This is a genomic window from Aquimarina addita (assembly GCF_039539305.1).
Lineage (GTDB): Bacteria > Bacteroidota > Bacteroidia > Flavobacteriales > Flavobacteriaceae > Aquimarina > Aquimarina addita.
The window spans coordinates 217,658-237,636 of record NZ_BAABCW010000003.1 but is presented as its reverse complement, the minus strand read 5'-3'; the positions used below and the strand labels follow the sequence as shown (position 1 = coordinate 237,636).

The following is a 19,979-nucleotide window of genomic DNA, read 5'->3' as shown; positions in this document are numbered from 1 at the left end:
AAGAATGTCAGTAAGAAAATTAAAACCAATTACCCCAGGGCAGCGTTTTAGAGTAGTTAATGGATTTGACGCCATTACTACTGACAAGCCGGAGAAAAGTTTATTAGCTCCGAATAAAAGGTCTGGTGGTAGAAACAGTCAAGGAAAAATGACCATGCGATATATCGGTGGTGGTCATAAAAGAAGGTATCGTATTATTGATTTTAAACGTGATAAGCATGGGATTCCTGCTACCGTATCAACGATAGAATACGATCCAAATAGAACCGCATTTATTGCTCTTCTAAATTATCAAGACGGTGAAAAGCGTTATGTTATTGCTCAAAACGGTTTACAGGTTGGGCAAAACATTGTCTCTGGTAATGATGTGGCTCCAGAAATTGGTAATGCAATGCCATTAAGTGGAATCCCTTTAGGAACAATCATATCTTGTATTGAATTACGTCCTGGTCAGGGTGCTGTTATGGCACGTAGTGCAGGCTCGTTCGCTCAGTTGATGGCTCGTGATGGTAAGTTTGCTACGGTAAAATTACCTTCTGGAGAAGTACGATTGATATTAATGGATTGTATGGCAACTATCGGAGCAGTCTCTAATAGTGATCATCAATTATTAGTATCTGGTAAAGCTGGTAGAAGTAGATGGTTAGGAAGAAGACCTCGTACAAGGCCAGTTGTGATGAATCCAGTTGATCACCCAATGGGTGGTGGTGAAGGTAAATCTTCAGGAGGACATCCACGTTCTAGAAAAGGACTTCCTGCAAAGGGATATAGAACCCGATCTAAGACGAAAGCGAGTAATAAGTATATTGTAGAACGTAGAAAGAAATAATTAGATATGGCACGTTCATTAAAAAAAGGACCTTACATTCACTATAAATTAGAGAAGAAAGTAGCTGCTAATGTAGAAGCTAACAAAAAGACTGTGATAAAGACTTGGTCAAGAGCATCAATGATATCACCGGATTTTGTAGGGCAAACAATTGCAGTGCATAATGGTCGACAGTTTGTTCCTGTATATATTACAGAGAATATGGTAGGTCATAAGTTAGGAGAATTTTCGCCAACCCGTTCTTTTAGAGGACACGCTGGTGCTAAAAATAAAGGTAAAAAATAATTTAAGCTATGGGAGTTCGTAAAAGAGAAATGGCAGATAGGATTAAGGAAGAGAAAAAGCAAGTTGCTTTTGCTAAACTTAATAACTGTCCTACCTCACCTCGTAAAATGCGTTTAGTAGCGGATTTAGTTCGTGGTGAAAAAGTTGAAAGAGCGCTTCATATTCTTAGATTTAATCCTAAAGAAGCATCACGTCGTTTAGAGAAATTATTGCTTTCTGCAATAGCAAACTGGCAGGCGAAAAATGAAGACGCAAATATTGAAGAGGCAGATCTTTTTGTAAAAGAGATTCGTGTAGATGGAGGAAGTATGTTAAAAAGACTACGTCCAGCTCCACAAGGTCGTGCACACAGAATAAGAAAACGCTCTAATCACGTTACAATCGTGGTAGATGCAAAAAATAATACACAAAGCTAAATAGTATGGGACAGAAAACAAATCCAATCGGAAATCGCCTTGGTATCATTAGAGGATGGGAATCCAACTGGTATGGAGGTAATGATTACGGCGATAAACTTGCTGAAGACGATAAGATTAGAAAGTATGTACACGCACGTTTATCAAAAGCTAGTGTATCAAGAGTAATTATTGAGCGTACGCTTAAACTTGTAACCGTTACTATCACCACTGCCAGACCTGGTATTATTATTGGGAAAGGTGGACAGGAGGTAGACAAGTTAAAAGAAGAGCTTAAAAAGATTACAGATAAGGAAGTTCAGATCAATATCTTTGAAATTAAGAGACCTGAGTTGGATGCATTTTTAGTTGGTTCTAGTGTTGCAAGGCAAATTGAGAGTCGTATCTCTTACCGTCGTGCAATCAAGATGGCAATTGCGGCTGCAATGAGAATGAATGCAGAAGGGATCAAAATTCAAATTTCAGGACGTTTGAACGGGGCAGAAATGGCACGTGCAGAGTCTTATAAAGATGGTCGTATTCCCTTATCAACATTTAGAGCAGACATTGATTACGCACTGGTAGAGGCTCATACTACCTATGGTAGATTGGGTATCAAGGTGTGGATTATGAAAGGAGAAGTATATGGTAAACGAGAACTTTCTCCTTTAGTAGGTCTTTCTAAAAAACAAGGAAAAGGAGATAGATCTGGATCCGGACGAAGTGGTGGGAATAATAAATCACGTCGTAGAAAGTAATTTTTTAAAGTAAATTAACAATGTTACAGCCTAAAAGAACAAAATTCCGTAAGCAACAAAAAGGTCGTATGAAAGGAATCTCTCAGAGAGGTTTTGAACTTTCAAACGGAAGTTTCGGAATAAAATCATTGGATTCAAGTTTTATTACTGCCAGACAAATTGAGGCAGCTCGTATATCTGCTACTCGTTATATGAAAAGAGAAGGTGCACTGTGGATTAAAATATTCCCGGATAAACCAATTACAAAAAAGCCTCTTGAAGTACGTATGGGTAAAGGAAAAGGTGCTGTTGAATATTGGGCTGCGGTAGTAAAACCAGGAAGAATATTATTTGAGATCGGTGGTGTTTCACTTGATGTAGCAAAAGAGGCTTTACGTCTTGCTGCACAGAAATTACCAGTGAAAACTAAGTTTATTGTGTCAAGAACCTATCAAGGTTAAAATTCAAAAGAGACTATGAAACAATCACAAGTAAAAGAATCGTCTACAGCTGAATTGCAAGAAGAACTTGGTAAATCCAGAAAAGAGTATTCAGATTTAAAAATGGCTCATGCAATGTCTCCTTTAGAGAACCCTTTACAAATTCGTAAAGTGAGAAGATCTATAGCGAGAATGGCTACAGAGTTAAGTAAAAGAGAATTAAACGGTTAATTCTGCTGAAAGATGGAAAAAAGAAATTTAAGAAAAGAGCGTATAGGTGTAGTTACTAGTAACAAAATGGTTAAGTCAATCGTTGTTGCTGAAGTTAAAAAAGTAAAACACCCGATGTACGGAAAGTTCGTGTTGAAAACAAAAAAATATGTTGCACACGATGAGAAAAATGACTGCAATATTGGTGATACTGTAAAGATCATGGAGACAAGACCTATGAGTAAAACCAAATGCTGGAGATTAGTAGAAGTAATTGAAAGAGCTAAGTAAATATGGTACAACAAGAGTCTAGATTAAAAGTAGCAGACAACACCGGTGGTAAGGAAGTTTTAGTTATCCGTGTTTTAGGTGGTACAGGAAGAAGATACGCCTCTGTAGGAGACAAGATCGTTGTCAGTGTTAAAGAAGCAACTCCTAATGGAAACATTAAAAAGGGAGCTGTTTCAACTGCAGTTGTAGTTCGTACCAAAAAAGAAGTTCGCAGACCAGATGGTTCTTACATTCGTTTTGATGATAATGCTTGTGTTCTATTGAATCCAACAGGAGAAATGAGAGGAACCCGCGTTTTTGGACCTGTAGCGAGAGAGCTTCGTGACAAACAGTTCATGAAGATTGTTTCACTAGCGCCAGAAGTGCTTTAATACATTTGTTAAGATGAAAAAGCTAAAAATAAAAACAGGAGATACTGTAAGAGTAATCGCTGGAGACAATAAAGGTCAAGAGGGAAAAGTTCAGAAAGTATTGATTGATAAAAACAAGGCGATTGTAGAAGGTGTTAATTTGGTGTCAAAACATCAAAAGCCTAGTGCATCAAGTCCACAAGGCGGAATTGTAAAACAAGAAGCGGCTATTCATATTTCTAATTTATCATTGCTAAGCGCTAATGGTGAAGCAACAAGAGTTGGTTATAGAATAGAAGGAGATAAGAAAGTGAGATTTTCTAAAAAATCTAATGAAGTAATATAGTTATGGCTTATATCCCGAGATTAAAACAAGAGTATAGTGACAGAGTAGTGTCAGCTCTTACAGAAGAATTTAGCTATAGTAATGTAATGCAGGTGCCAAAACTTAAGAAAATAGTTTTAAGTAGAGGTGTTGGTGCTGCTGTAGCAGATAAGAAATTAATCGATTACGCAGTAGATGAATTAACTACTATAACCGGTCAGAAAGCAGTTTCTACAATGTCTAAAAAAGATGTAGCGACGTTTAAGTTACGTAAAGGAATGCCTATTGGTGCTAAAGTAACATTAAGAGGTGAAAGAATGTATGAATTTCTTGATCGTTTAGTGACTTCAGCATTACCACGAGTTAGAGATTTTAATGGTATTAAAGCTACTGGTTTTGATGGTAGAGGTAATTATTCTTTAGGTATTACAGAACAGATTATTTTTCCTGAAATTGATATTGATAAAGTAAATAAGATTTCCGGAATGAATATAACTTTTGAAACTTCTGCAAATACTGATAAGGAAGCAAAATCATTGTTAACAGAACTAGGTTTACCTTTTAAAAAGAATTAATTATGGCTAAAGAATCAATGAAAGCCCGTGAGGTGAAAAGAGCAAAAACAGTTGCAAAATATGCTGAAAAACGAAAAGCTTTAAAAGAAGCTGGTGATTATGAAGCATTGCAAAAGTTGCCAAAAAATGCATCTCCAATACGTCAGCATAATAGATGTAAGTTAACAGGAAGACCTAAAGGGTACATGCGCCAGTTTGGAATTTCTCGTGTTACATTCAGAGAAATGGCGAACCAAGGGTTAATACCAGGTGTAACAAAAGCTAGCTGGTAATAAAATAAAATTAATTGGTCTAAGGTTCAATTAAAGAAGTTGAAAACCAAGATCATAAATTATAGATAATGAATACAGATCCTATTGCAGATTTTTTAACAAGAATTAGAAATGCAAACAGTGCTCAACATAGAGTTGTTGAGATCCCAGCATCTAAGGTTAAAAAAGAAATGACTAAAATATTATTCGATCAGGGATATATTTTGAGTTACAAATTTGAAGATACAACAGCACAAGGTAGCATTAAGATAGCGCTTAAATATGATAAGCTAACTAAAGAACCTGTAATTAAAGAATTACAGAGAATAAGTAAGCCTGGTTTACGAAAGTATTCTGGATCTAAGGATGTTCCAAGGATTCTTAATGGATTAGGGATTGCTATTATATCTACTTCTCATGGTGTAATGACTGATAAACAGGCAAGACAAGAGAATGTAGGTGGTGAGTTACTTTGCTACGTATATTAACACTATAAAAGACAAAAGAAATGTCAAGAATAGGAAAAAATCCAGTAACTATTCCGTCTGGTGTCACTGTAGAAGTGATAGGTAATGTTGTTACTGTTAAAGGAAAATTAGGAGAACTTTCACAAGAAATCGATAGTATCGAGGTGAAAGTAGAAGATGGGAAGGTTGTTCTTACACGACCTACTGAGGCCAAAGATCATAGAGCAAAGCACGGTTTGTATAGAGCTTTGATAAACAATATGGTGAAAGGAGTAACTGAAGGTTTTACTAAGGAATTAGAATTGGTAGGGGTAGGTTATAGAGCTTCTAATCAAGGTCAGAAATTAGATTTAGCATTAGGTTTTTCGCATAATATCGTTTTAGATATAGCGCCAGAGGTTAAAGTAGAAACTGTTTCAGATAAGGGTAAGAATCCAATTGTAAAACTAACTTCTTTTGATAAGCAATTGGTAGGACAGGTCGCTGCTAAAATCAGAGGCTTCCGTAAACCAGAACCTTACAAAGGAAAAGGAGTTAAGTTTGTAGGAGAACAATTAAGAAGAAAAGCAGGTAAATCAGCATAATAACGAAGTTATGGCATTTTCAAAAGATTTAAGAAGATTAAAAATCAGAAAGCGAATCCGCAGTAAAGTAAGCGGTACAGAACAACGTCCAAGATTGTCTGTTTATAGAAGTAATAAAGAAATTTATGCACAAGTTATAGATGATGTAACTGGTAAAACTATCAGTGCAGCCTCTTCTAGAGATAAAGATATTGTATCAGCTTCAGGAAATAAAGAAGAAAAAGCGAGCTTGGTTGGTAAAGCAATTGCGGAAAAGGCAAAAAAAGCAGGTATTGAGACTGTATCATTTGATAGAGGTGGATACTTATATCACGGTAGAGTAAAATCATTAGCTGTTGGAGCTAGAGAAGCAGGACTAAAATTCTAAGAAATTATGTATCAAAAATATAAAAACGCAGAATTAGTAAAACCAAGCGGACTTGAATTAAAAGATCGTTTAGTTGGTGTACAACGTGTTACTAAGGTAACAAAAGGAGGTAGAGCTTTTGGTTTTTCTGCTATCGTTGTCGTAGGAGATGAAAACGGTGTAGTAGGTCACGGTTTAGGTAAATCTAAAGAAGTTGCAGAAGCTATTGCAAAGGCAGTAGAAGATGCAAAAAAGAATTTAGTTCGGATTCCTTTAAATAAAGGGACCTTACCTCACGAACAGAAAGGAAAATACGGTGGAGCAAGAGTATTGTTAATACCTGCTTCTACAGGAACCGGGGTAATAGCTGGTGGAGCAATACGTGCAGTATTGGAAGCAGTAGGAGTTCATGATGTACTTTCTAAGAATCAAGGATCGTCTAACCCGCACAATGTGGTGAAAGCAACATTTGACGCTTTATTACAGTTGCGTAGTGCAAAACAAGTAGCTAGTCAACGTGGAGTTTCACTAGAAAAAGTGTTTAAAGGATAAATATTAGGAACGATGGCAAAGATTAAAATTACTAAAGTAAAAAGCGCTATTAACCGTACTCAGAGACAAAAAAGAACTCTGGAGGCTTTAGGTCTTAAAAAGATCGGTCAGGTAGTAGAGCATGACAATAGTCCTAATATCCTTGGGATGGTAAATAAAGTTAAACATTTAGTTTCGGTAGAAACAAAATAATATAAGCACATGGATTTAAGTAACTTAAAACCTGCTGCAGGTTCAGTAAAAAATAACAGTAAACGACTAGGTCGTGGTCAAGGTTCTGGAAAAGGTGGAACTGCAGCACGCGGTCATAAAGGAGCAAAATCTCGTTCTGGGTATTCTAGAAAGATTGGTTTTGAAGGTGGACAAATGCCACTTCAAAGACGTGTACCCAAATTTGGTTTCACTAATATCAATAGAAAAGAATATCAGGGAATTAATTTAGATACATTGCAAAATTTAGTTGATGCTGGTAAAATAACTGATGCGGTGGATCTTGACGTACTATTAAGTACTCGTCTTGCAGGAAAGAATGATCTAGTTAAGATACTGGGTAGAGGTGAATTGAAGGCTAAACTAAAAGTCACAGCTCACAAATTTACAGCCACTGCTAAGGCAGCTATTGAAGCAGCAGGTGGTGAAGCAGTAACCTTATAATTCACACTCCATGAAATTCATTGATACAATAAAAAATATTTGGAAAATCGAAGAGCTAAAAAGTAGAATCCTAGTTACGCTAGGTTTACTTTTAGTATATCGTTTTGGGGCGCAAGTAGTGCTTCCTGGAGTAGATGTGAGTGCTTTGGGTGGATTACAGGGTAAAGCCGGTGAGGCTGGACTGCTTGGATTGCTTAATGCATTTACTGGAGGAGCTTTTGCTAACGCTTCAGTTTTCGCTTTAGGAATCATGCCATATATATCTGCATCTATTGTAGTTCAGTTAATGGGTATAGCAATACCATATCTTCAGAAACTACAAAAAGAAGGAGAAAGTGGCAGAAAGAAAATTAATCAAATTACTCGTTGGCTTACTATAGCTATATGTCTTATACAGGCACCAGGATATTTGGCTAGTTTGCCTTCTCTATCAGGAGTGGGTGGTATGAATGATTTATTAGTAGAAGGATTTTCATCTACTACCTTCATTATCTCTTCTGTTATTATTCTGGTCACAGGTTGTGTATTTGCAATGTGGTTAGGAGAAAAAATTACAGATAAAGGTATTGGTAATGGAATTTCATTGCTGATAATGGTTGGTATAATTGCGACACTACCGCAATCCTTTATACAGAATTTTATAGGAAGAACTTCAGGTGAAGGAGGAGATATTATTATGGTATTAATAGAGTTGGTGATATGGTTTGTGATTATTTTGTTATCAGTTTTATTGGTAATGGCTGTAAGACAAATTCCGGTTCAATATGCTAGAAGAACGGCAGATGGTGGGTACGAAAAGAATGTTTTTGGATCACGTCAGTATATCCCTTTAAAATTAAATGCTTCAGGGGTAATGCCAATTATATTTGCACAGGCAATTATGTTTGTTCCTGCTGCGGTTGCTAGTCTTTCAGAATCAGAGACTTCTCAAAGTATTGGTGCAGCGTTTAGTGATATATTTGGATTATGGTATAACTTAGTTTTCGGACTTCTAATTATCATATTTACTTTCTTCTATACAGCAATTACGGTTCCAACAAATAAAATGGCGGATGATCTTAAACGTAGTGGAGGTTTTATTCCTGGAATTAGACCTGGTAGTGAAACAGGAGAGTATCTTGATAAAATAATGTCACAGATTACTTTACCCGGATCTATATTCTTAGCTTTAATTGCGGTTTTTCCTGCGATTGCTGTAAAGGTTCTTGGAGTTCAGCAAGGATGGGCATTGTTTTTTGGAGGAACATCATTATTAATTATGGTGGGTGTAGCTATCGATACTATGCAGCAAATTAATTCCTATCTATTGAATAGACATTATGATGGGTTGATGAAAACAGGTAAAAATAGAAAAGCAGTAGCATAATGGCAAAACAACCAGCGATAGAACAAGATGGTAGAATTATAGAAGCATTGTCTAATGCAATGTTTCGAGTTGAACTTGAGAATGACCATGTGGTTACGGCTCACATTTCTGGAAAAATGCGTATGCATTATATAAAATTATTACCAGGTGATAAGGTGAAGTTAGAAATGAGTCCTTATGATTTAAGTAAAGCCAGAATAACATATAGATACTAATAAATTTTAATATTAGTTAATTAAGATTTTTTCTGTACTTTTGCAGGCTGAAAATTGTGTTAATTATTTCTGGGTATAGTTTAAAAATGCTTTGAAAAGTACATATAAGATAAAACTGACACAATTAGAACGATTTGTTAGTTATTAATAAATCGTTCTTAGAGTCAAATATAGCTGACAGAGGAAAAAAAATAAGAAAAAACAGATGAAAGTTAGAGCATCAATAAAGAAAAGAAGTGCCGAGTGCAAAATTGTGCGTAGAAAAGGACGACTTTACGTAATTAACAAAAAGAATCCTAGATTTAAACAAAGACAAGGGTAATTATGGCAAGAATTGCAGGGGTAGATATACCTAAACAAAAGCGAGGAGTTATAGCGTTAACCTATATCTTCGGAATTGGTAGAAGTAGAGCTAAAGAAATTTTAGATACTGCCAAAGTAGATGAGAACATTAAGGTTTCTGATTGGGATGATGATCAAATTGGTCGAATTCGGGATGCTGTAGGATCTTTCAAAATTGAAGGAGAATTACGTTCAGAGGTTCAGTTGAATATCAAACGTCTTATGGATATAGGATGTTATAGAGGTATCCGTCATAGAGCTGGTTTACCATTAAGAGGTCAACGTACTAAGAATAATTCTAGAACACGTAAAGGAAGAAGAAAAACAGTTGCTAACAAGAAAAAAGCAACTAAATAATAAGTAGTATGGCAAAGTCAACTTCAAAAAAGCGTAAAGTAATTGTTGAATCTGTAGGTGAAGCTCACGTAACTGCATCTTTTAACAATATTATTATTTCGTTAACTAATAAAAAGGGAGATGTAATTTCCTGGTCATCCGCTGGTAAAATGGGTTTTAGAGGTTCTAAAAAGAATACTCCATATGCTGCGCAATTAGCTGCGGAAGATGCTTCTAAGGTAGCTATAGAGGCTGGCCTTAAGAAAGTGAAGGTTTATGTTAAAGGACCTGGAAATGGTAGAGAATCTGCGATACGTTCACTTCATAATGTTGGTATAGAGGTTACAGAAATAATTGATGTAACTCCAATGCCTCATAACGGTTGTCGTCCTCCAAAGAGACGAAGAGTATAAGTGTTTTTATATATTCTTTTTTTAAGGATGTACTATCAAATAAGTAGTAAAGTAATCAAAAGAGGAACTACGATTATCGAAGGAAAGAGACCTTAATTCATAATCACCTCTAAAAAACTAAATAAGTAATAATGGCAAGATATACTGGTCCAAAAACTAAAATCGCTCGAAAGTTTGGAGAAGCGATATTCGGAGATGATAAATCTTTTGAAAAAAGAAATTACCCTCCTGGACAACATGGGAACAACAGACGTAGAGGTAAGAAGAGTGAATATGCTATCCAGTTAATGGAAAAGCAGAAAGCAAAATATACCTACGGAATTTTGGAACGTCAGTTTCGAAATATGTTTGAAAAAGCTACTCGTTCACAGGGAATAACTGGTGAAGTTTTACTTCAGTTGTGTGAATCTCGTTTGGATAATGTTGCTTATAGAATGGGATTGTCAAATTCTCGTAGTGGAGCTAGACAATTAGTTTCTCACAGGCATATTACGGTTAATGGTGGATTGGTTAATATTCCATCTTATCAGTTAAAGCCAGGAGATGTCGTAAGCGTAAGAGAAAAATCTAAATCGTTAGAAGTAATACAGAATTCACTTGCTAACAATAGCAAGGTGTATGAGTGGATTACTTTCAATAATGATACAAAAGAAGGTACATATGTATCTGTGCCGGCAAGAATTCAAATTCCGGAAAATATCAACGAACAATTCATCGTCGAATTATATTCTAAGTAATAACTCAAAGAAGAAACAATAATATGGCAATATTAAATTTTCAGAAGCCCGATAAAGTTATCATGATCGACTCTAGCGAGTTTGATGGTAAATTCGAATTTAGACCATTAGAACCAGGCTATGGATTGACAGTTGGTAACGCTTTACGAAGAGTTTTGCTATCTTCTTTAGAGGGATTCGCTATCACTTCATTAAGAATGGAAGGGGTGGATCATGAATTTTCTACTGTTTCAGGAGTTGTGGAAGATGTTACAGAAATCATTCTGAACCTTAAACAAGTACGTTTCAAGCGTCAGATAGAAGATATAGATAATGAATCCGTTACTATATCTATTTCTGGTCAAGAACAACTAAAAGCTGGAGATTTTCAGAAGTTTATTTCTGGTTTTCAAATCCTTAATCCAGATTTAGTAATCTGTAACATGGATAAGAAAGTAGCACTTAATCTTGAGATTTCAGTTGAAAAAGGAAGAGGTTATGTTCCTGCTGAAGAAAATAAAAAAGCAAATGCTCCTATCGGAACAATCTTTACCGATTCTATATACACTCCAATAAAGAATGTTAAATATAGTATTGAAAATTATCGTGTTGAACAAAAAACAGATTACGAAAAATTAGTTTTTGAGATCGTAACTGATGGTTCAATTCATCCTAAAGATGCATTAACAGAAGCTGCAAAAATATTGATTCATCATTTTATGTTATTTTCAGATGAGCGAATCACTTTAGAAGCTGATGAAATAGCACAAACTGAAACATATGATGAAGAATCATTGCATATGAGACAGTTGTTAAAAACTAAATTGATTGATATGGATCTTTCTGTGAGAGCATTGAATTGCTTGAAAGCCGCAGAAGTAGATACATTAGGTGATTTGGTTTCTTATAATAAAAATGACTTAATGAAGTTTCGTAACTTTGGTAAGAAATCTTTGACTGAGCTAGAAGAGCTTGTAAATGTAAAGGGACTTAACTTTGGTATGGATCTTTCTAAGTATAAACTAGATAAAGACTAATACATCATATTTTGCGCCTCAAAGAGAGTTGATGCAAGATGATGATTAAATTTTAAATGTCATGAGACACGGAAAAAAAGTAAATCACTTAGGTAGAAAAACTGCACATCGTAAAGCGATGTTAGCTAATATGGCTTGTTCTTTAATTGAACATAAAAGAATAAATACTACGGTAGCAAAAGCAAAAGCTTTAAAGCAGTTTGTTGAACCTTTAATCACAAAATCTAAAGAAGATACTACACATAATCGCCGTTTAGTCTTTAGTAGATTGCGTAATAAAATTGCAGTTACAGAATTATTTAGGGATGTAGCTGTTAAGATTGGTGATCGTCCTGGAGGATATACTCGAATTATCAAGTTAGGTAATCGACTTGGAGATAATGCTGATATGGCAATGATCGAATTAGTTGATTATAATGAACTTTATAATGCAGGGAAGCCAACTAAGAAAAAGTCAACCCGTAGAGGTAGAACGAAAAAAGCTGACGCTGCTCCAGTAGCACCGGCTGTAGAAACTTCTAGTTCTGAAGAAGAAGAATAAATGAAAAGTTATATTCTCAAATAAATTAAAAAGGATAGGCGTTTAACGTTTATCCTTTTTTTTTGAATAATTTTGGAAATTTAAATTAGTATCAGAATTGGACGGATAGTTTATTAGTCTCATTTAGTTGGATACGTTGTTTTTCTCAAAGAGAACAAAATTCTGATATAAGGATGAATGATTTAGTAAATCATTCATCAGAACTTTCTGGAACTTGGGTTACAAGTGAAGAAGAAATTAATAGAATTAAAAGTTTATAAAAATATCACTAGAAATACCATTATAAAATTTTAAAGTAAAATGAAATATCAATCGAAGAAAAAGGCTATAGTTTTGCTGGCAGATGGAACTATTTTTTACGGAAAGGCTGTTGGGAAAGAAGGTACCGCATTTGGTGAAGTATGTTTTAATACTGGAATGACAGGATATCAAGAAATTTTTACAGATCCATCTTATTATGGACAATTAATGGTGGCGACCAATGCTCATATAGGTAATTATGGAGCTAATAATGAAGAAGTAGAATCAGACTCTATTAAGATAGCTGGTCTTATTGTAAAGAATTTTAGTTATGAATTCTCTAGAGATAATGCACACAGCTCATTGCAGGAGTTTTTAGAGCAAAATAATCTTTTAGCTATTTCTGATGTGGACACTCGTGCACTTGTTAGTTATATCAGAGATCATGGTGCAATGAATGCTGTGATTTCTACAGAAGTAGATTCAATTGATAGGTTAAAAAAAGAATTATCCGCTATTCCTGATATGAAAGGTCTTGAGTTAGCCTCCAAGGTTTCAACAAAGGAACCTTATTTCTACGGTAATCCGGATGCAACGTATAAGATATCTGCTTTAGATATAGGAATTAAGAAAAATATACTTCGAAATCTTAGCTTACGAGATGCGTATATTAAAGTTTTTCCCTATAATACAACTTTTGAGGAAATGAGTGAATGGGGACCAGATGGATATTTTTTATCTAATGGCCCCGGAGATCCAGAACCATTAACAGAGGCAATTGAAACGACAAAAGAAATTATTAAAAGAGATCTTCCATTATTTGGAATTTGTTTAGGTCATCAGGTAATAGCCTTGGCAAATGGCATTAGTACATATAAGATGTACAATGGCCATCGCGGGATTAATCATCCAGTGAAGAATTTAATTACAGGAAAAGGTGAAATTACTTCGCAAAATCATGGATTTGCCATACAAAGAGAAGAAACTGAAAATCATTCTGATATAGAAATTACTCACATACATCTTAATGATAATACAGTAGCAGGTATACGTATGAAAAATAAGAATTGTTTTTCTGTACAGTATCATCCTGAAGCAAGTCCCGGACCTAATGATTCTGTGTATCTTTTTGATCAGTTTATAGAAAATATTAAAAATGTTACTGCAGCAGTATAATATTGGTAATTTTAGTAATGGTTTGTGGTTATATCAGTAAGTAATCTACTTATAACGTTATAGTTGATAACTTAACGTTTTGATAATCATTTAAGCAATAAATTAAGAGCTTTTAGCTAGTATTAGAATTTACCCGTTTCGTATATTGCGAACAATTTAAATTATCCAACAACATTAAATCAATAACATGAGTGTAATTATTAATATTCACGCAAGACAGATTTTAGATTCACGAGGTAACCCTACAGTAGAAGTAGATGTAGTTACAGAAAACGGAGTTTTAGGAAGAGCGGCAGTTCCGTCAGGAGCATCCACAGGAGAACACGAAGCAGTTGAGTTGCGAGATGGAGGTGCTGAGTATATGGGTAAGGGTGTTAGTAAAGCTGTTGAAAATGTGAACACAGTAATTGCTGAAGAATTATTAGGCTATTCTGTATTTGATCAGAATTTACTTGATTTAACTATGATTGAGTTGGATGGAACACCTAATAAATCTAAGTTAGGAGCTAATGCTATCTTAGGAGTTTCATTAGCGGCGGCAAAAGCGGCAGCTAATGAATTAAATATGCCATTATATCGATATATTGGTGGAGTAAGTGCAAATACACTTCCTGTTCCTATGATGAATATCATTAATGGAGGTTCTCATAGTGATGCGCCGATAGCATTTCAGGAGTTTATGGTGATGCCGGTAAAAGCTAAAAACTTTACACACGCTATGCAGATGGGTACTGAGATTTTTCACAATTTGAAAAAAGTATTACATGATAGAGGATTAAGCACTGCGGTAGGTGATGAAGGGGGATTTGCTCCAACATTAGATGGAACAGAGGATGCATTAGATTCTATTGCTTTAGCTGTAGAAAAAGCAGGATATAAACTTGGAGATGATGTTATGGTTGCATTAGATTGTGCTGCTGCAGAGTTTTATGTAGACGGAAAATATGACTATACCAAATTTGAGGGTGATACAGGAGTCATTAGAACCAGTGAAGAACAAGCAGATTATCTTGCAGAGTTAGCTTCTAAATATCCTATTATTTCTATAGAAGATGGTATGGATGAGAATGATTGGGAAGGATGGAAATATCTTACAGATAAAATTGGTAACAAAGTACAGCTTGTGGGCGATGATTTATTTGTTACAAATGTGGAAAGACTTTCCAGAGGAATTAAAAATGGAATCGCTAATTCGATACTTATCAAAGTAAATCAAATAGGGACGTTAACAGAGACTATAGCCGCGGTTAACATGGCGCATAATGCGGGATATACTTCAGTGATGTCTCACCGATCTGGCGAAACAGAAGATAATACCATTGCAGATTTAGCAGTAGCATTAAATACTGGACAAATTAAGACAGGGTCTGCATCTCGTAGTGATAGAATGGCAAAGTATAATCAATTGTTAAGAATAGAAGAAGAATTAGGAGTAGTAGCTTATTTTCCTCAAGAAAACGCGTTCAAAATAAAGTAACACGCCAAATGTTTTAAAGAAAGCTCACATTAGATTGTGGGCTTTTTTTGTTTTTCATCAGAAATGAGATGTAGCCTATTCTTAACTATTTTAGTATTGCTTACTCCGTTTTAATACTTTATTACTCTTTGATAATATATTGATTATCTATTTTAAAATAAATGTTATAATTTGAATAAGGATTTTCAATAAAACCGTATTTTTTTGCTAATAACCGTAAAGTGATGTGGGTTCGTAAAATAGATAGTATGATAACAGCTTCTTAACACTATATTTTGTAATTTAGCAACCCTTATGTTAATAGAAAAATTTTAAATAATCGCATGTCAAAAATAGCTACGTTAGAAATAGACGGTAATAAATATGAGTTCCCAATTATTGAAGGAACGGAGAAGGAATTAGGAATAGATATCAAAACCTTGCGTACAGCGACTGGTGGTGTAACTACCATTGATCCTGGATATAAAAACACAGGAAGTTGTGAAAGCGCCATTACATTTTTGGATGGAGAAAAAGGTATTTTGAGATATCGTGGGTATTCTATAGAAGAATTAGCAGAAAAAGCTGATTTTTTAGAAGTAGCATATTTATTAATTTTTGGCGAGTTGCCAACTGCCGCGCAGTTAGAGAAGTTTGATCAGGACATTAAAGAAGAATCTCATGTAGATGAAGACATGAAAAAAATTCTTGATGGGTTTCCTAAAAGTGCTCACCCTATGGGCGTGCTTTCTTCGCTTACAAGTGCTTTGATTGCATTTAATCCGGGGTCAGTTGATGTTGATTCAGAAGAAGAAATGTATGATGCTATCGTTAAGATTATGGCTAAGTTTCCTGTATTGGCAGCCTGGACTATGAGGAAAAGAAAAAGCCTGCCATTAGATTATGGAGATAGTTCTTTAGGGTATGTAGAGAATTTGCATAAAATGATGTTCTCAAGACCTAATAAGACGTATGAGCCAAATAAAATTGTATACGATGCATTAGATAAATTATTAATTCTACATGCAGATCACGAACAAAATTGTTCTACTTCTACTGTTAGAATTGTAGGGTCTTCACATGCAGGATTATTTGCTTCAATATCTGCAGGAATTTCTGCTTTATGGGGGCCATTACACGGGGGTGCCAATCAAGCTGTTATTGAAATGTTAGAAGCCATAAAGGCAGATGGAGGAGATACAGCACGATATATTAATAAAGCAAAAGATAAAAATGATCCTTTCCGTTTGATGGGATTCGGACATAGAGTATATAAAAACTTCGATCCAAGAGCTAAGATTATTAAGAAATCTGCGGATGAAGTATTAGGAGATCTAGGGATAGAGGATCCTGTTCTTGATATTGCAAAAGGTTTAGCTGAAGTAGCATTAGAAGATGAGTATTTCGTGCAGAGAAAACTATATCCTAATGTAGATTTTTATTCAGGAATTATCTATAGAGCTTTAGATATACCAACAGAAATGTTTACTGTAATGTTCGCGTTAGGAAGACTACCAGGTTGGATTGCACAATGGAGAGAAATGCGTCTACGTAAAGAGCCTATTGGACGACCAAGACAAATATATACTGGAGAAAATCATAGAGATTTTAAACCAGTTTCAGAACGTTAATATCTTAGATAAAGAAAGAAAGAATGGCATTGAAGAAATTCAATGCCATTTTTTTTATGAAATCATTAAAAAATATAATGTATTCTAGAGGTAATTTATGAATTTGACATTAATCTGATATTTTTTTTGAATAAAATTGGTATTTGCAGCAGCTGTCTTCCTATATTTGTTTTGTTCTAATTTTATTTAATACTACTAAGAAGAGACTATTGAAGCTAAATATTAAAAATGAAACATCGAGATTACGAGCGGTAATCTTAGGTAGTGCAGTGAGTAATGGACCTGTGCCGAGAATTGAGGAAGCTTATGATCCTAAATCTATTGAGCATATCAAAGCAGGGACATACCCTTTGGAGTCTGATATGATTTTAGAAATGGAAGCTGTAGCAAAAGTTTTAAAAAAATACAATGTTACCGTATATAGACCAGAAGAGATACAAGAATATAATCAAATTTTCGCACGAGATATTGCATTGGTAATTGAAGATAAATTTATTCAATCTAATATATTACCTCGAAGAGAAAAGGAGATTAAAGCTATTCAATATGTAATCGATCAAATACCTTCGGAAAATGTATTTAAAGCTCCTTCAGAGGAAATTCATTTTGAAGGAGGAGATATTATTGTGCATAATGATCATATTTTTATAGGTACTTATAAAGGAGAAGGGTATAGTAATTGTATTGTTGCAAGAACGAATATGAAAGGAGTTGATTATATAAAATCTCTTTTCCCCAATAAAATAGTTAAGGAGTTTGATCTGAATAAGTCAATGGAGAATGCGAGAGATAATGCATTACATCTTGATTGTTGTTTCCAGCCAGTAGGAAGCAATATGGCAATTATTCATAAAGAAGGATTTAGAGATGTAGAAGATTATCAATATTTAGTTGACTTTTTTGGGTACGAAAACCTTTTTCATATTGATAAAGAAGAAATGTATCAGATGAATTCTAATATTTTTTCTATTGCAGAAGATATCGTGATTTCAGAACAAAATTTTACAAGATTAAATACTTGGCTTCGTAGTTTAGGCATGAAGGTAGAGGAAGTTCCATATGCTCAAATAGCTAAACAGGAAGGACTTTTACGCTGTTCTACAATGCCATTGATAAGAGATAAATAATGAAACAAACAACCAATACGATTGTAATGATTCGTCCTGTGCAGTTTAGAATGAATGAACAAACTGCAGTAAATAATTATTATCAGAATGATGGTGCTATTAGTAGTAAGAATGCTAATAACCTTGCCAAGACAGAATTTGAAAATCTTGTATCTGTTTTAAGAGATGCTGGTATTGAGATGATCGTAATAGATGATGACCCTGCATTAGATACTCCCGATTCTATATTTCCAAATAATTGGATTTCTTTTCATGAGAATGGCACCGTAGGACTGTATCCAATGTTTGCTCATAATCGTAGAAAAGAAAGGCGCTCAGAAGTTTTGGAGAAAGTAGAGAGTAAAGGTTTTATTATTGAGCATGTACTAGATTATACTTCAGCAGAAGAGGATGATGTTTTTCTGGAAGGAACGGGTAGTATGGTGTTAGATAGAGCACATAGAAAAGCATATTGCGCTTTGTCTCCGAGAGCTAATGAGGAGCTTTTTATTGAGTTTTGTGAAGATTTTGAATACACTCCGGTAATTTTTAATGCATATCAAACTGTTGAAAATGAGCGATTATTGATTTACCACACAAACGTAATGATGAGTGTTGCTGAAACTTTCGCTATCATATGTCTGGAGTGTATTGATGATAAAAAAGAAAGAAAGAATGTAGTAAAACACTTGAAAGAGGATGGTAAGGAAATCATAGCTATAACGGAGCAGCAAGTAGCTAATTTTGCAGGAAATATGCTGCAAGTTATAGGGAGTGATAATCAGTCTTGTTTAGTAATGTCCAGTGCTGCATATCAAAGCCTACGAAAAGATCAAATTGCAAAAATAGAGAAGCATAGTAAAATAGTTCATAGTGATTTAACAACCATAGAAACTTTAGGAGGTGGAAGTGCTCGTTGTATGATGGCCGAAGTTTTTCTCCCAAAAAAGAATTAAATATGTATTTTTATAAAATGAATATTACACTTAATAACTCATAATTGTAGCGTGTTATCAAAGAAAACAAAATATGGATTAAAAGCACTAACTTATATTGCTAGAAAGCGATGTGATCATCCTGTTTTGATATCTGAGATAGCTAAAAGCGAAAATATTTCCCAAAAATTTTTAGAAAGTATTTTATTAACGCTTCGTAAGAATAGTGTTTTAGGATCTAAAAAAGGAAAGGGAGGAGGCTACTATTTAGTAAAGGAACCACAAGATATTTCTATGGCATCAATTATAAGAGTATTAGAAGGTCCTATTGCTATGCTACCGTGCGTAAGTTTAAATTTTTATGAGCGATGTGATGACTGTCCTGACGAAAACGCTTGTGCTGTACACGAATTAATGATTGAAGTGAGGGACAATACGTTGAAAGTATTGGAAAATAAGACGTTAGCAGATTTTATGATGTAAAAAACCATAGTTGTTATTTTATTCTTTGCATTTATGAGAAGGTAGTTAAATAGAATATTAGGAGTTTAATTAGTTATTCTTTTATACCTATAAGGTCCTTGTATCTTTCCCCAGACTTGCTTTCCCTGCATGCTGTATCCTCTATCCCAAGATGTAATTTTATCGGCACTAATTACTAAATGACTTGTAATATATGTAGGTTTATTTCCAGAAGAACTTATGCAATTTTTGTCTTTAGTTTTTCCTTGGTAAATAGAAGATGTTTTTTTTTCAAAATATACATCACATCCATCTCTGATTTGAAGACTGTCAATAGATAAAGTATCAAAAATCGAAATGTCTTTCCATCCATTACTATATTTTTTTTTATTTGGAATAACATAACTACTAGTACTAAAAAGAACGCTATCTACTTTCTTAATATTAATAATTCTTTGATAATAAATAACAGTTGGATTGTCCTCATTGTGTAGTTCTTGATAAAGCCAATGTCCAGGTTTATTTTTCCAAATAGGCACCCCTACAAAACATACTTTACTGTAACTAGAATCTTTTTTTGCCTGCTCACTAGAAGAGAATTTTCCAGACAATAATGAGATAAAGTCTTCAAGCTCGGAGTGTTTATTTTTCCTTGTGTTACATCCTAAAAGGAGTGTCACGGATATAAGAAATAATAATAACTTCTGCATAAAAGG

General features: G+C 34.5%; 32 protein-coding genes. 31 read left to right on the top strand and 1 reads right to left on the bottom strand.

Annotated elements, in window-relative coordinates; translation table 11 throughout:
- The first annotated feature begins 4 nt into the window (after positions 1 to 4).
- The 31 genes from rplB to ABD816_RS05835 all read left to right on the top strand — a co-directional run bounded on the left by rplB (position 5) and on the right by ABD816_RS05835 (position 19,284).
- Positions 5 to 829 (top strand): 50S ribosomal protein L2, encoded by an 825-nt coding sequence (gene rplB, locus ABD816_RS05985; RefSeq protein ID WP_344925568.1) that lies wholly within the window; start codon positions 5 to 7, stop codon positions 827 to 829.
- Positions 830 to 835: 6 nt separating this feature from the next.
- Entirely contained in the window at positions 836 to 1,114 is a 279-nt protein-coding gene (gene rpsS, locus ABD816_RS05980; RefSeq protein WP_027392549.1) for a 30S ribosomal protein S19, read from the top strand.
- Positions 1,115 to 1,122: 8 nt separating this feature from the next.
- Positions 1,123 to 1,530: a 50S ribosomal protein L22 gene (rplV, locus tag ABD816_RS05975; RefSeq protein WP_344925566.1), complete on the top strand. Its 408-nt coding sequence runs from the start codon at positions 1,123 to 1,125 to the stop codon at positions 1,528 to 1,530.
- Between the two features lie 5 nt (positions 1,531 to 1,535).
- Positions 1,536 to 2,267: a 30S ribosomal protein S3 gene (rpsC, locus tag ABD816_RS05970; protein WP_344925564.1), complete on the top strand. Its 732-nt coding sequence runs from the start codon at positions 1,536 to 1,538 to the stop codon at positions 2,265 to 2,267.
- Between the two features lie 20 nt (positions 2,268 to 2,287).
- A complete protein-coding gene (gene rplP / locus ABD816_RS05965) occupies positions 2,288 to 2,707 on the top strand; it encodes a 50S ribosomal protein L16 (RefSeq protein WP_344925562.1) in 420 nt (139 codons plus the stop codon).
- Positions 2,708 to 2,722: 15 nt separating this feature from the next.
- Positions 2,723 to 2,917 carry a 50S ribosomal protein L29 gene (gene rpmC / locus ABD816_RS05960; RefSeq protein ID WP_344925560.1) on the top strand — a complete coding sequence of 65 codons (195 nt, stop codon included), beginning with the start codon at positions 2,723 to 2,725 and terminating at the stop codon, positions 2,915 to 2,917.
- 12 nt (positions 2,918 to 2,929) lie between these two features.
- Positions 2,930 to 3,187, top strand: coding sequence for a 30S ribosomal protein S17 (gene rpsQ / locus ABD816_RS05955; RefSeq protein WP_344925559.1), 258 nt, complete (start codon positions 2,930 to 2,932; stop codon positions 3,185 to 3,187).
- Between the two features lie 2 nt (positions 3,188 to 3,189).
- A complete protein-coding gene (gene rplN, locus ABD816_RS05950) occupies positions 3,190 to 3,558 on the top strand; it encodes a 50S ribosomal protein L14 (protein ID WP_344925558.1) in 369 nt (122 codons plus the stop codon).
- 13 nt (positions 3,559 to 3,571) lie between these two features.
- The gene (gene rplX / locus ABD816_RS05945; RefSeq protein ID WP_344925557.1) at positions 3,572 to 3,883 is read left to right on the top strand and encodes a 50S ribosomal protein L24; all 312 of its coding nucleotides are present in this window, start codon (positions 3,572 to 3,574) and stop codon (positions 3,881 to 3,883) included.
- Positions 3,884 to 3,885: 2 nt separating this feature from the next.
- Positions 3,886 to 4,437: a 50S ribosomal protein L5 gene (gene rplE, locus ABD816_RS05940; protein WP_344925556.1), complete on the top strand. Its 552-nt coding sequence runs from the start codon at positions 3,886 to 3,888 to the stop codon at positions 4,435 to 4,437.
- Between the two features lie 2 nt (positions 4,438 to 4,439).
- Positions 4,440 to 4,709: a 30S ribosomal protein S14 gene (gene rpsN / locus ABD816_RS05935; protein ID WP_010521648.1), complete on the top strand. Its 270-nt coding sequence runs from the start codon at positions 4,440 to 4,442 to the stop codon at positions 4,707 to 4,709.
- A gap of 68 nt (positions 4,710 to 4,777) precedes the next feature.
- Positions 4,778 to 5,176 (top strand): 30S ribosomal protein S8, encoded by a 399-nt coding sequence (gene rpsH, locus ABD816_RS05930; protein WP_344925554.1) that lies wholly within the window; start codon positions 4,778 to 4,780, stop codon positions 5,174 to 5,176.
- A gap of 20 nt (positions 5,177 to 5,196) precedes the next feature.
- Positions 5,197 to 5,739, top strand: a complete 543-nt coding sequence (gene rplF, locus ABD816_RS05925; RefSeq protein WP_344925552.1) for a 50S ribosomal protein L6 — start codon at positions 5,197 to 5,199, stop codon at positions 5,737 to 5,739.
- A gap of 10 nt (positions 5,740 to 5,749) precedes the next feature.
- Entirely contained in the window at positions 5,750 to 6,106 is a 357-nt protein-coding gene (rplR, locus tag ABD816_RS05920) for a 50S ribosomal protein L18 (RefSeq protein ID WP_344925549.1), read from the top strand.
- A 6-nt stretch (positions 6,107 to 6,112) separates the two neighbouring features.
- Positions 6,113 to 6,637 (top strand): 30S ribosomal protein S5, encoded by a 525-nt coding sequence (gene rpsE, locus ABD816_RS05915; protein WP_344925548.1) that lies wholly within the window; start codon positions 6,113 to 6,115, stop codon positions 6,635 to 6,637.
- Between the two features lie 12 nt (positions 6,638 to 6,649).
- The gene (gene rpmD, locus ABD816_RS05910; RefSeq protein ID WP_344925546.1) at positions 6,650 to 6,829 is read left to right on the top strand and encodes a 50S ribosomal protein L30; all 180 of its coding nucleotides are present in this window, start codon (positions 6,650 to 6,652) and stop codon (positions 6,827 to 6,829) included.
- Between the two features lie 9 nt (positions 6,830 to 6,838).
- The gene (gene rplO, locus ABD816_RS05905; RefSeq protein WP_344925544.1) at positions 6,839 to 7,291 is read left to right on the top strand and encodes a 50S ribosomal protein L15; all 453 of its coding nucleotides are present in this window, start codon (positions 6,839 to 6,841) and stop codon (positions 7,289 to 7,291) included.
- A 10-nt stretch (positions 7,292 to 7,301) separates the two neighbouring features.
- A complete protein-coding gene (secY, locus tag ABD816_RS05900) occupies positions 7,302 to 8,657 on the top strand; it encodes a preprotein translocase subunit SecY (protein WP_344925542.1) in 1,356 nt (451 codons plus the stop codon).
- Positions 8,657 to 8,872 (top strand): translation initiation factor IF-1, encoded by a 216-nt coding sequence (infA, locus tag ABD816_RS05895; protein WP_344925540.1) that lies wholly within the window; start codon positions 8,657 to 8,659, stop codon positions 8,870 to 8,872. Before secY ends, infA begins: the two co-directional genes overlap by 1 nt.
- A 205-nt stretch (positions 8,873 to 9,077) precedes the next feature.
- Positions 9,078 to 9,194 carry a type B 50S ribosomal protein L36 gene (gene ykgO, locus ABD816_RS05890; RefSeq protein ID WP_013621733.1) on the top strand — a complete coding sequence of 39 codons (117 nt, stop codon included), beginning with the start codon at positions 9,078 to 9,080 and terminating at the stop codon, positions 9,192 to 9,194.
- Positions 9,195 to 9,196: 2 nt separating this feature from the next.
- The gene (gene rpsM, locus ABD816_RS05885) at positions 9,197 to 9,571 is read left to right on the top strand and encodes a 30S ribosomal protein S13 (protein WP_344925539.1); all 375 of its coding nucleotides are present in this window, start codon (positions 9,197 to 9,199) and stop codon (positions 9,569 to 9,571) included.
- Positions 9,572 to 9,579: 8 nt separating this feature from the next.
- A complete protein-coding gene (gene rpsK, locus ABD816_RS05880) occupies positions 9,580 to 9,963 on the top strand; it encodes a 30S ribosomal protein S11 (RefSeq protein ID WP_344925538.1) in 384 nt (127 codons plus the stop codon).
- Positions 9,964 to 10,094: 131 nt separating this feature from the next.
- Positions 10,095 to 10,700 (top strand): 30S ribosomal protein S4, encoded by a 606-nt coding sequence (gene rpsD, locus ABD816_RS05875; RefSeq protein WP_344925537.1) that lies wholly within the window; start codon positions 10,095 to 10,097, stop codon positions 10,698 to 10,700.
- A 23-nt stretch (positions 10,701 to 10,723) separates the two neighbouring features.
- On the top strand, positions 10,724 to 11,716 hold the full coding sequence (locus tag ABD816_RS05870) for a DNA-directed RNA polymerase subunit alpha (protein ID WP_344925536.1): 993 nt from the start codon (positions 10,724 to 10,726) through the stop codon (positions 11,714 to 11,716).
- A gap of 61 nt (positions 11,717 to 11,777) precedes the next feature.
- On the top strand, positions 11,778 to 12,257 hold the full coding sequence (gene rplQ / locus ABD816_RS05865; protein WP_344925535.1) for a 50S ribosomal protein L17: 480 nt from the start codon (positions 11,778 to 11,780) through the stop codon (positions 12,255 to 12,257).
- A 300-nt stretch (positions 12,258 to 12,557) separates the two neighbouring features.
- Entirely contained in the window at positions 12,558 to 13,673 is a 1,116-nt protein-coding gene (gene carA, locus ABD816_RS05860; protein ID WP_344925534.1) for a glutamine-hydrolyzing carbamoyl-phosphate synthase small subunit, read from the top strand.
- 187 nt (positions 13,674 to 13,860) lie between these two features.
- Positions 13,861 to 15,150 (top strand): phosphopyruvate hydratase, encoded by a 1,290-nt coding sequence (eno, locus tag ABD816_RS05855; protein ID WP_344925533.1) that lies wholly within the window; start codon positions 13,861 to 13,863, stop codon positions 15,148 to 15,150.
- Between the two features lie 323 nt (positions 15,151 to 15,473).
- A complete protein-coding gene (locus tag ABD816_RS05850) occupies positions 15,474 to 16,760 on the top strand; it encodes a citrate synthase (protein WP_344925532.1) in 1,287 nt (428 codons plus the stop codon).
- A 209-nt stretch (positions 16,761 to 16,969) separates the two neighbouring features.
- Entirely contained in the window at positions 16,970 to 17,887 is a 918-nt protein-coding gene (locus tag ABD816_RS05845; protein ID WP_344925531.1) for a dimethylarginine dimethylaminohydrolase family protein, read from the top strand.
- Positions 17,887 to 18,822: a citrulline utilization hydrolase CtlX gene (gene ctlX, locus ABD816_RS05840; protein WP_344925530.1), complete on the top strand. Its 936-nt coding sequence runs from the start codon at positions 17,887 to 17,889 to the stop codon at positions 18,820 to 18,822. Before ABD816_RS05845 ends, ctlX begins: the two co-directional genes overlap by 1 nt.
- A 51-nt stretch (positions 18,823 to 18,873) precedes the next feature.
- Positions 18,874 to 19,284, top strand: a complete 411-nt coding sequence (locus ABD816_RS05835) for an RrF2 family transcriptional regulator (RefSeq protein ID WP_344925529.1) — start codon at positions 18,874 to 18,876, stop codon at positions 19,282 to 19,284.
- 65 nt (positions 19,285 to 19,349) lie between these two features.
- On the opposite strand, the gene ABD816_RS05830 is transcribed toward ABD816_RS05835, so the two are convergent.
- Positions 19,350 to 19,973 (bottom strand): chromophore lyase CpcT/CpeT, encoded by a 624-nt coding sequence (locus ABD816_RS05830; RefSeq protein WP_344925528.1) that lies wholly within the window; start codon positions 19,971 to 19,973, stop codon positions 19,350 to 19,352.
- Between the last annotated feature and the right edge of the window lie 6 nt (positions 19,974 to 19,979).